The sequence below is a fragment of the Trichlorobacter sp. genome, assembly GCF_030247655.1.
GTDB lineage: Bacteria > Desulfobacterota > Desulfuromonadia > Geobacterales > Pseudopelobacteraceae > Trichlorobacter.
Genome location: NZ_JAOTRZ010000173.1, coordinates 1 through 6,426, shown reverse-complemented (window position 1 = coordinate 6,426; position 6,426 = coordinate 1). Strand labels below are relative to the sequence as shown.

Genomic DNA, 6,426 nt, shown 5'->3' with positions numbered 1-6,426 from the left:
TCGTAGCTGTTTAAAGGTGAGCTTCACCTTTTTTAAGACATATCTAATGATCAAAGGAGTGTTCGTATGTCAGAGTTCGCAGGTGTAACCGTTGTTCGTGAGGCAAACATCTATTTTAACGGCGCTGTTGCCAGTCATACCGTGCTGTTTCCTGATGGTACCAAGAAGACATTGGGGATTATGCAACCGGGTGAATATACCTTTAATACCGGTGCTGCTGAACTAATGGAGATACTGACCGGTGAACTTGACCTGCAACTGGCTGGTGAGACCGGCTGGAGACGGATCGGTGGCGGACAGTCGTTTGAAGTTGCTGCAAACTCTTCCTTTACAATGAAGGTCCAGACTGTATCCGACTACTGTTGTTCTTTTTTGTCATAATCGGCATTAAAAAATTATAGCTTTTGTCTGGCCTGCTTGGTATATTCAGATATATGAATACTTACAAAGGAGTGGCGTCATGAAGATTACAGATTCAGCAAAGACAGCTCTGGAGCCGATCCTGGCCCAGAACCCCGGCAAGCTGCTGCGGGTGGTGTTTGAAGGTTTTGGTTGAGGTGGACCCCGTTTGGGGCTGGCTCTGGATGCGCCGGGTGAGAATGATAATAAGATGACATTAAACGGGATTGAACTGCTTGCTGAAAAAAGTCTGAACTCTTTTCTGGATGGTCAGGTAATTGACTTTGTCAATTCAGGTATGCGGGAAGGTTTTGTAATTTCTCCGGAGTTTGGTTCTTCCTGTTCATAATTAATAGATGCACTGGGTATAAAGTAGGAGGGGGAGGCCAATTTGGCTTCCCCCTTCTTTGTTTTAATCATTCTTTTGTTTCTATCCGCGGGAACAATGCAACTGCTTTTTCAATGACCGTACCTGGAGCAAGTTTACCCCAGACCAGATCCTCTTCTGCTGCTTCCTTTTGCCAGCCAAGACAGGCAAGTGCCTTGCGTGCAGTGTCAGGCATAAACGGCGCTACCAGAGAATGTACCAATCTCTGGGCCTCAAGCAGGCAATACATGACGGTTGCAAGCTGCTCACGCTTGGTTGGATCTTTGGCAAGGGTCCACGGAGCTGTTTCATCAATATATTTATTGCCAGCTGAAATAACCTCCCAGATTGATTGCAGGGCCTTACTGAAGGCAAGTTCATCCATGCAGCTGTCAACCGCAGTAATCATCCCTTCTGCTTTTGCCTTCAAGGTGACATCAAGCTCTGAAAGAGGTCCGGGGGCTGGCAGGATGCCATCAAAGTATTTTACCAGCATGGCTGTTGAGCGGGACAGCAGGTTGCCCAGATCGTTTGCCAGGTCAGAGTTGATCCGGTTGATCAATGATCCGTGTGAGAAATCACCATCCAGGCCAAACGGCACCTCCCGCATCAGGAAGTAGCGCACGACATCCACGCCATACTTATCGATCAGCATGTTTGGTTCAACAACGTTCTGTAGTGACTTTGACATCTTCTGGCCTTCCACCGTCCACCAGCCATGGGCAAAGACCTTCTGGGGAATCGGCAGACCGGCTGCCATCAGGAAGGTTGGCCAGTAGACCGTATGGAAACGCAGGATATCTTTGCCGATCAGGTGGGCATCTGCGGGCCAGTAACGGTCATAGTTGCCATCAGCTGCAGGGTAGCCCAAAGCGCTGATATAGTTGGTCAGTGCATCAAACCAGACATAGATAACATGGCGCTCATTACCAGGTACCGGAATACCCCATGAAAACGAGGTGCGGGAGACCGACAGGTCACGCAATCCCTCTTTAACAAAGGAGATGATCTCATTCCGTCTGGTCTTGGGCTGGATAAAGTCAGGATTTGCCTCAATGTGTGCCAACAGTTTTTCTCCATAGGCACTCATCTTAAAGAAGTAGGACTCTTCCTTCAGCTTCTCCACCGGACGGTTACAATCCGGGCATTTGCCATCTTCCACCTGGGTCTCGGTCCAGAAGGTCTCACAGGGGGTGCAGTACCAGTCCTCGTACTCGCCCAGATAGATATCACCCTGCTCCATCAACTGCTTAAAGATATGGGTGACACCCTGTTTGTGACGTTCCTGGGTGGTACGGATAAAGTCATTGTGGGAGATGCCCAGCTTTTCCCACAGGGCCTGAAAGCGCTTCACCACCCGATCAGCAAGTTCAAGCGGGGTTTCACCGTTGGTCTGGGCAGCCTTTTCTACCTTCTGACCATGTTCATCACTGCCGGTCAGAAAAAAGACATCAAATCCTTTCATCCGCTTGTAACGGGCCAGAACATCGGCTGCCACCGTGGTATAGGCATGGCCGATATGGGGCACGTCATTAACGTAGTAGATCGGTGTAGTAACGTAAAAAGATGGTTTCATTGCTGATTACTCCTGGGGTGGTTTCTCTGTTTTCTGATCAGATGGCTTACGGTGTCCATGACGCCGGTTACGCTTTTTACGCTTTTGCTTATCATCACTTTGGGGCTGTTGTGGAGTAGCCTCGGCTTTTTCAACGGCTGCTGCTTTGGGTGCCACAGTAACAACAGCTTCAGAAACAGGAGCTGCGGCAGAAGCAGGAGAAGGTGCAGGACGTTGACGTCTCTGTTGAGGCTGCTGTTCACGTGGCCGACGCGGTGCCTGCTGTGGCTGGCCCTGTTCAAGCTCTTTTGCTGGTTCTTGCTGGGTAGCAAGCGGGCTGTTTTCATCAAGCAGTTCCTTGACCTTTACTGCTATCTGCTTGCCATCTTCCTGGCGCAGGATCAGCTCTCCGGTCAAGAGATTCATTTTTTCTACGGTACCGCTGCACTGGGGAGTGCGGACCCGTTTGCCGCATTTAGGGAAGTTTTTCCGCAGGTCGCAGTAGGTCTCATATTCATAATCAAGACAGCAGAGCAATCTGCCGCACTGCCCTGATATTTTGGAAGGATTCAGGGCCAGGTTCTGTTCCTTGGCCATCTTGACCGATACCGGTTGAAAATCCCGCAGAAACGAGGCGCAGCATAGTTCACGCCCACAGATACCCAGGCCGCCAACCATCTTGGCTTCATCCCGTACACCGATCTGGCGCATTTCGATTCTGGTATGGAAGGTATGAGCCAGGTCCTTGACCAGTTCGCGGAAATCAACCCTGCCATCAGCGGTAAAATAGAAGATCGCCTTACTGCCATCAAAGAGATGTTCAACCCGGACCAGCTTCATGTCCATGCCCCGTTCTTTGATCCGGCGCAGGCAGAAGTCATAGGCTTCTTTTTCTCTTCGGTTGTGATGTGCCAAGGTTTTTTCATCCTCTGGCCCCAGCAGGCGTTGAACCGGTGCCAAGGGATGACTAAAGCCGGTTTCATCTTTTTCTTGCGGGCTGGTTACTACAGCGCCCAGGCTGATGCCCCGCTCTGTTTCAACCACTACCCGGTCTCCCGGCTTTAGATCCAGAGTGCCGGCGTTAAAATCATACATCTTGCCTGCCGGATTAAACTGTATGGAAACAACGCGTATCACGTATCAGACTCCTTTTCGTAAACGATCATAGGTCAACAGGAAATGCTCCAATGCCAGCTTTGGGTTGGCATTGCCCTGAACCGCCCGCCTGATTTCAAGGGCGCGTTCAAGGGCCTCCATGCTACCAGCCGGGGTAAAACGTGAGGCTTCAGCAGTAAGTTCACTATTCAGAAAACGGTTTGCTATGCCAACCTGTCCACAGGAGCTCATTAGCAACAGGTCACGTAACAATGATATGAGCAGATTGAAGGTCAGCACTGTTTCTTCCCGTCCACCGGCTACTGACTCTGCAACATCAAAAACAGTGGCAATATGTTTTGATGACACCTTTGACAACAGTGCTAATAATTCCTGGCGTCGCACCGCATCAGATTCTTCTTCCAGTGCAGTGGCCCGCTCCATGCTTCCTTCTGCCAGCGGAGCCAGTTCCAACGCCTTTGATGATGTCATCCCCTGTTGTACGAGTAACTCTGCCACAGAATTGTCATCCAGCGGGCTGAAGCGCAGATGCTGACAACGGGAGCGAATGGTTGAGAGCAGCAGATCAGCCTGAGTTGCCAGCAAAATGATGATTGCATGCCCCGGTGGCTCTTCAAGGGTCTTTAACAGCGCATTGGCTGATTTTTCATTCATCCGTTCTGCAGGTTCAATCAGACAGGCTTTGCGTTTTGCCTCAAAGGGACGCAGAGACAGCTGCTGCTGCAGTTCCCGAATCTGTTCAATACTGATATCCCGCTTATCCGGCAACGGTGACAGCAGATGCAGGTCAGGGTGGTTGCCGGAAGCCAGTTTACGGCAGGATGAACAGCTACCACAGGCATCGCCATCTACCGGTTCCTTGCAGAAGAGGGCCTGCATCAGGGCCAGTGCGGTTGTACGCCGTCCACAGCCGTGAGGTCCTTCAAACAGGTAGGCGTGGGCCACCCGGTTAGCCGCAATGGAGCGTTGCAGGGCATCAATAACGCGATTCTGGCCCTTTATTGCACGAAGCGGCATCTAGGCAGGTACCGTCAGGCGCGGCAGTAATGCACCTGATAGAGCCTGGGCAACCTGATCAGGCTGGCCTGTTGCATCAACAATAACAAAACGATCCGGTTCAGCTGCAGCAAGTTGTAGATAGCCGTCACGTACCCGCTGATGGAAGGCCAGAGATTCAAGTTCGAACCGTTCTTCCCGAGGACCGCTGGTGGCCTCAATCCGCTGTCTGGCACGCCCCAGACCTACCTCAACCGGACAGTCAAGCAGTACGGTCAGATCAGGGCTGATGTCATTGCAGGCCAGGTTATTTAGGGTTTCAATGGTCTGGCGATCCAGGCCACGTCCAAAGGACTGATAGGCACGGGTGGCATCACTGAATCGGTCACAGAGTACAATAACACCATCTGACAGTGCCGGGCGGATCACCTCTGCCAGATGCTGTGCCCGGCTGGCTGCGTACAGCATCAGTTCAGCCATCGGCACAAGGGCACTGTTGGCAGCGTCCAGCAAAACAGTGCGAATCTGATTGGCTATGGGACAGCCCCCTGGTTCACGGGTGAGCAGTACCCGTTGACCAACCTGTTGCAGAGCAGTCGCAAGTAGCGCAATCTGGGTGCTTTTACCGCAGCCTTCTATGCCTTCAAAGGTAATAAACATACGCTCTCCATGAAAGTGGATCATTATAGGCATCTAGCCTATACTTGGCAACGCAAATCAACGATCAAAGCTACTTGCAGCCAACCGGTGCATCCCGTATACTCTCCTGCACCATGTCATACTCTCAAAAATCACTACTTAACCACTGTTTTGGTAATCAGGCCCTGTTGCAACAGGCCTTGACCCATCCTTCCTACCTGAATGAGACACGTCAGGAAGGAGCTGCAGATTATCAGCGGCTTGAATTTTTGGGTGATGCAGTGCTGGGGCTTTTATTGGCTGATCTGCTTTATCAGCAGTTTCCGGCCCTTCCAGAGGGGGATCTTTCCCGCTTGCGATCTTCCTTGGTTGACCAACCACGCCTGGCCGGGCTGGCTGCTGATGCCGGGATTGCCCCGTTGATTCTGATGGGTAAAGGTGCTGAACGGGAAGGGGGGCGCACAAATCCCTCAATTCTGGCTGATGTGTTTGAGGCCCTGATCGGCGCCATCTATTGTGATGCCGGATTTGTTGCCGTGCAGAAGGTGGTTACGCAGATCTATACGCCGCTGGTTGCTGCCATAGGGGCTGATTCAGCACAACATGATGCCAAGAGTGAACTGCAGGAGCTGTTGGCCGCCAGGAAACAATCAACCCCGGTCTACAATCTGGTTGATCAGCAGGGTCCTGATCATGATCGCCTTTTTAGTGTAGAGGTGGTTGTTGATGGCATGGTACTGGGGCAGGGGCAGGGCCGCAGTAAAAAATCAGCCCAGCAATCAGCAGCTGAGGCAGCTCTGGCCCGGTTGCTGAGTTAATTCTTTATGCGTCCTCTGATTATCCCGTTTTTTATTCCCCATGCAGGCTGCCCACACACCTGTCTTTTTTGTAATCAGCACCTAATTTCCGGTGTGGAACAGCAAATACCATCAGCAGAACAGATAATTGAAACCGTGCAGCAGTGGTTGGTCCGTTCTCCAGATAGAGCTGCTGAAGTTGCTTTCTATGGCGGAAGTTTTACCCTGTTGTCCCGAAAACAGCAGGAGCAGTTGCTTGATGCTGTTCAACCACTGATAGAACAACAGATTATAAAAAATATAAGAATTTCAACTAGACCTGATGCACTTGATGAAGTAATACTGGCATTTCTTGCAGATCACAAAGTAGCCACCATTGAAATTGGAGTGCAATCCCTTGATGATCAGGTTCTGTTGTTGAGTAAGCGTGGCCATACTGCTGCCGACAGCCTGGCTGCAATCAAGCGTGTTAAGGCTGCAGGGTTTCAGGTCGGAGCACAACTCTTACCAGGCCTGCCTGGTGACACCAGGGAAAAGGCACTGGACAGCGTCAAAGC

8 protein-coding genes are annotated in these 6,426 nt (G+C 51.2%); 4 read left to right on the top strand and 4 right to left on the bottom strand.

Going from position 1 to position 6,426, the window contains the following annotated elements; translation table 11 throughout:
• Positions 1-66: 66 nt before the first annotated feature.
• Together OEL57_RS12785 and OEL57_RS12780 are read left to right on the top strand one after the other, a co-directional pair.
• The gene (locus OEL57_RS12785; protein ID WP_300740921.1) at positions 67-381 is read left to right on the top strand and encodes a pyrimidine/purine nucleoside phosphorylase; all 315 of its coding nucleotides are present in this window, start codon (positions 67-69) and stop codon (positions 379-381) included.
• Positions 382-460: 79 nt separating this feature from the next.
• On the top strand, positions 461-748 hold the full coding sequence (locus OEL57_RS12780; protein WP_300740920.1) for a HesB/IscA family protein: 288 nt from the start codon (positions 461-463) through the stop codon (positions 746-748).
• 67 nt (positions 749-815) lie between these two features.
• On the opposite strand, the gene metG is transcribed toward OEL57_RS12780, so the two are convergent.
• From metG to tmk, 4 genes are read right to left on the bottom strand one after another with little or no spacing between them, the layout of a single operon-like run.
• On the bottom strand, positions 816-2,342 hold the full coding sequence (gene metG / locus OEL57_RS12775; RefSeq protein WP_300740919.1) for a methionine--tRNA ligase: 1,527 nt from the start codon (positions 2,340-2,342) through the stop codon (positions 816-818).
• Between the two features lie 6 nt (positions 2,343-2,348).
• The gene (locus tag OEL57_RS12770; protein ID WP_300740918.1) at positions 2,349-3,458 is read right to left on the bottom strand and encodes a PSP1 domain-containing protein; all 1,110 of its coding nucleotides are present in this window, start codon (positions 3,456-3,458) and stop codon (positions 2,349-2,351) included.
• 3 nt (positions 3,459-3,461) lie between these two features.
• Entirely contained in the window at positions 3,462-4,454 is a 993-nt protein-coding gene (holB, locus tag OEL57_RS12765; RefSeq protein ID WP_300740917.1) for a DNA polymerase III subunit delta', read from the bottom strand.
• Positions 4,455-5,093, bottom strand: coding sequence for a dTMP kinase (gene tmk, locus OEL57_RS12760; RefSeq protein WP_300740916.1), 639 nt, complete (start codon positions 5,091-5,093; stop codon positions 4,455-4,457). It lies immediately after the preceding gene.
• A 74-nt stretch (positions 5,094-5,167) separates the two neighbouring features.
• On the opposite strand from tmk, the gene rnc reads away from it, so the two are divergent.
• Together rnc and OEL57_RS12750 are read left to right on the top strand one after the other, a co-directional pair.
• Positions 5,168-5,890 carry a ribonuclease III gene (gene rnc / locus OEL57_RS12755; protein WP_300740915.1) on the top strand — a complete coding sequence of 241 codons (723 nt, stop codon included), beginning with the start codon at positions 5,168-5,170 and terminating at the stop codon, positions 5,888-5,890.
• Between the two features lie 6 nt (positions 5,891-5,896).
• The coding region (locus OEL57_RS12750; RefSeq protein WP_300740914.1) for a radical SAM protein at positions 5,897-6,426 on the top strand (530 nt) is incomplete at its 3' end.

Coding starts and splice junctions, on each gene's coding strand:
- OEL57_RS12785 (WP_300740921.1), top strand. CDS start 67: ATGTCAGAGTTCGCAGGTGTAACCGTTGTTCGTGAGGCAAACATCTAT.
- metG (WP_300740919.1), bottom strand. CDS start 2,342: ATGAAACCATCTTTTTACGTTACTACACCGATCTACTACGTTAATGAC.
- tmk (WP_300740916.1), bottom strand. CDS start 5,093: ATGTTTATTACCTTTGAAGGCATAGAAGGCTGCGGTAAAAGCACCCAG.
- holB (WP_300740917.1), bottom strand. CDS start 4,454: ATGCCGCTTCGTGCAATAAAGGGCCAGAATCGCGTTATTGATGCCCTG.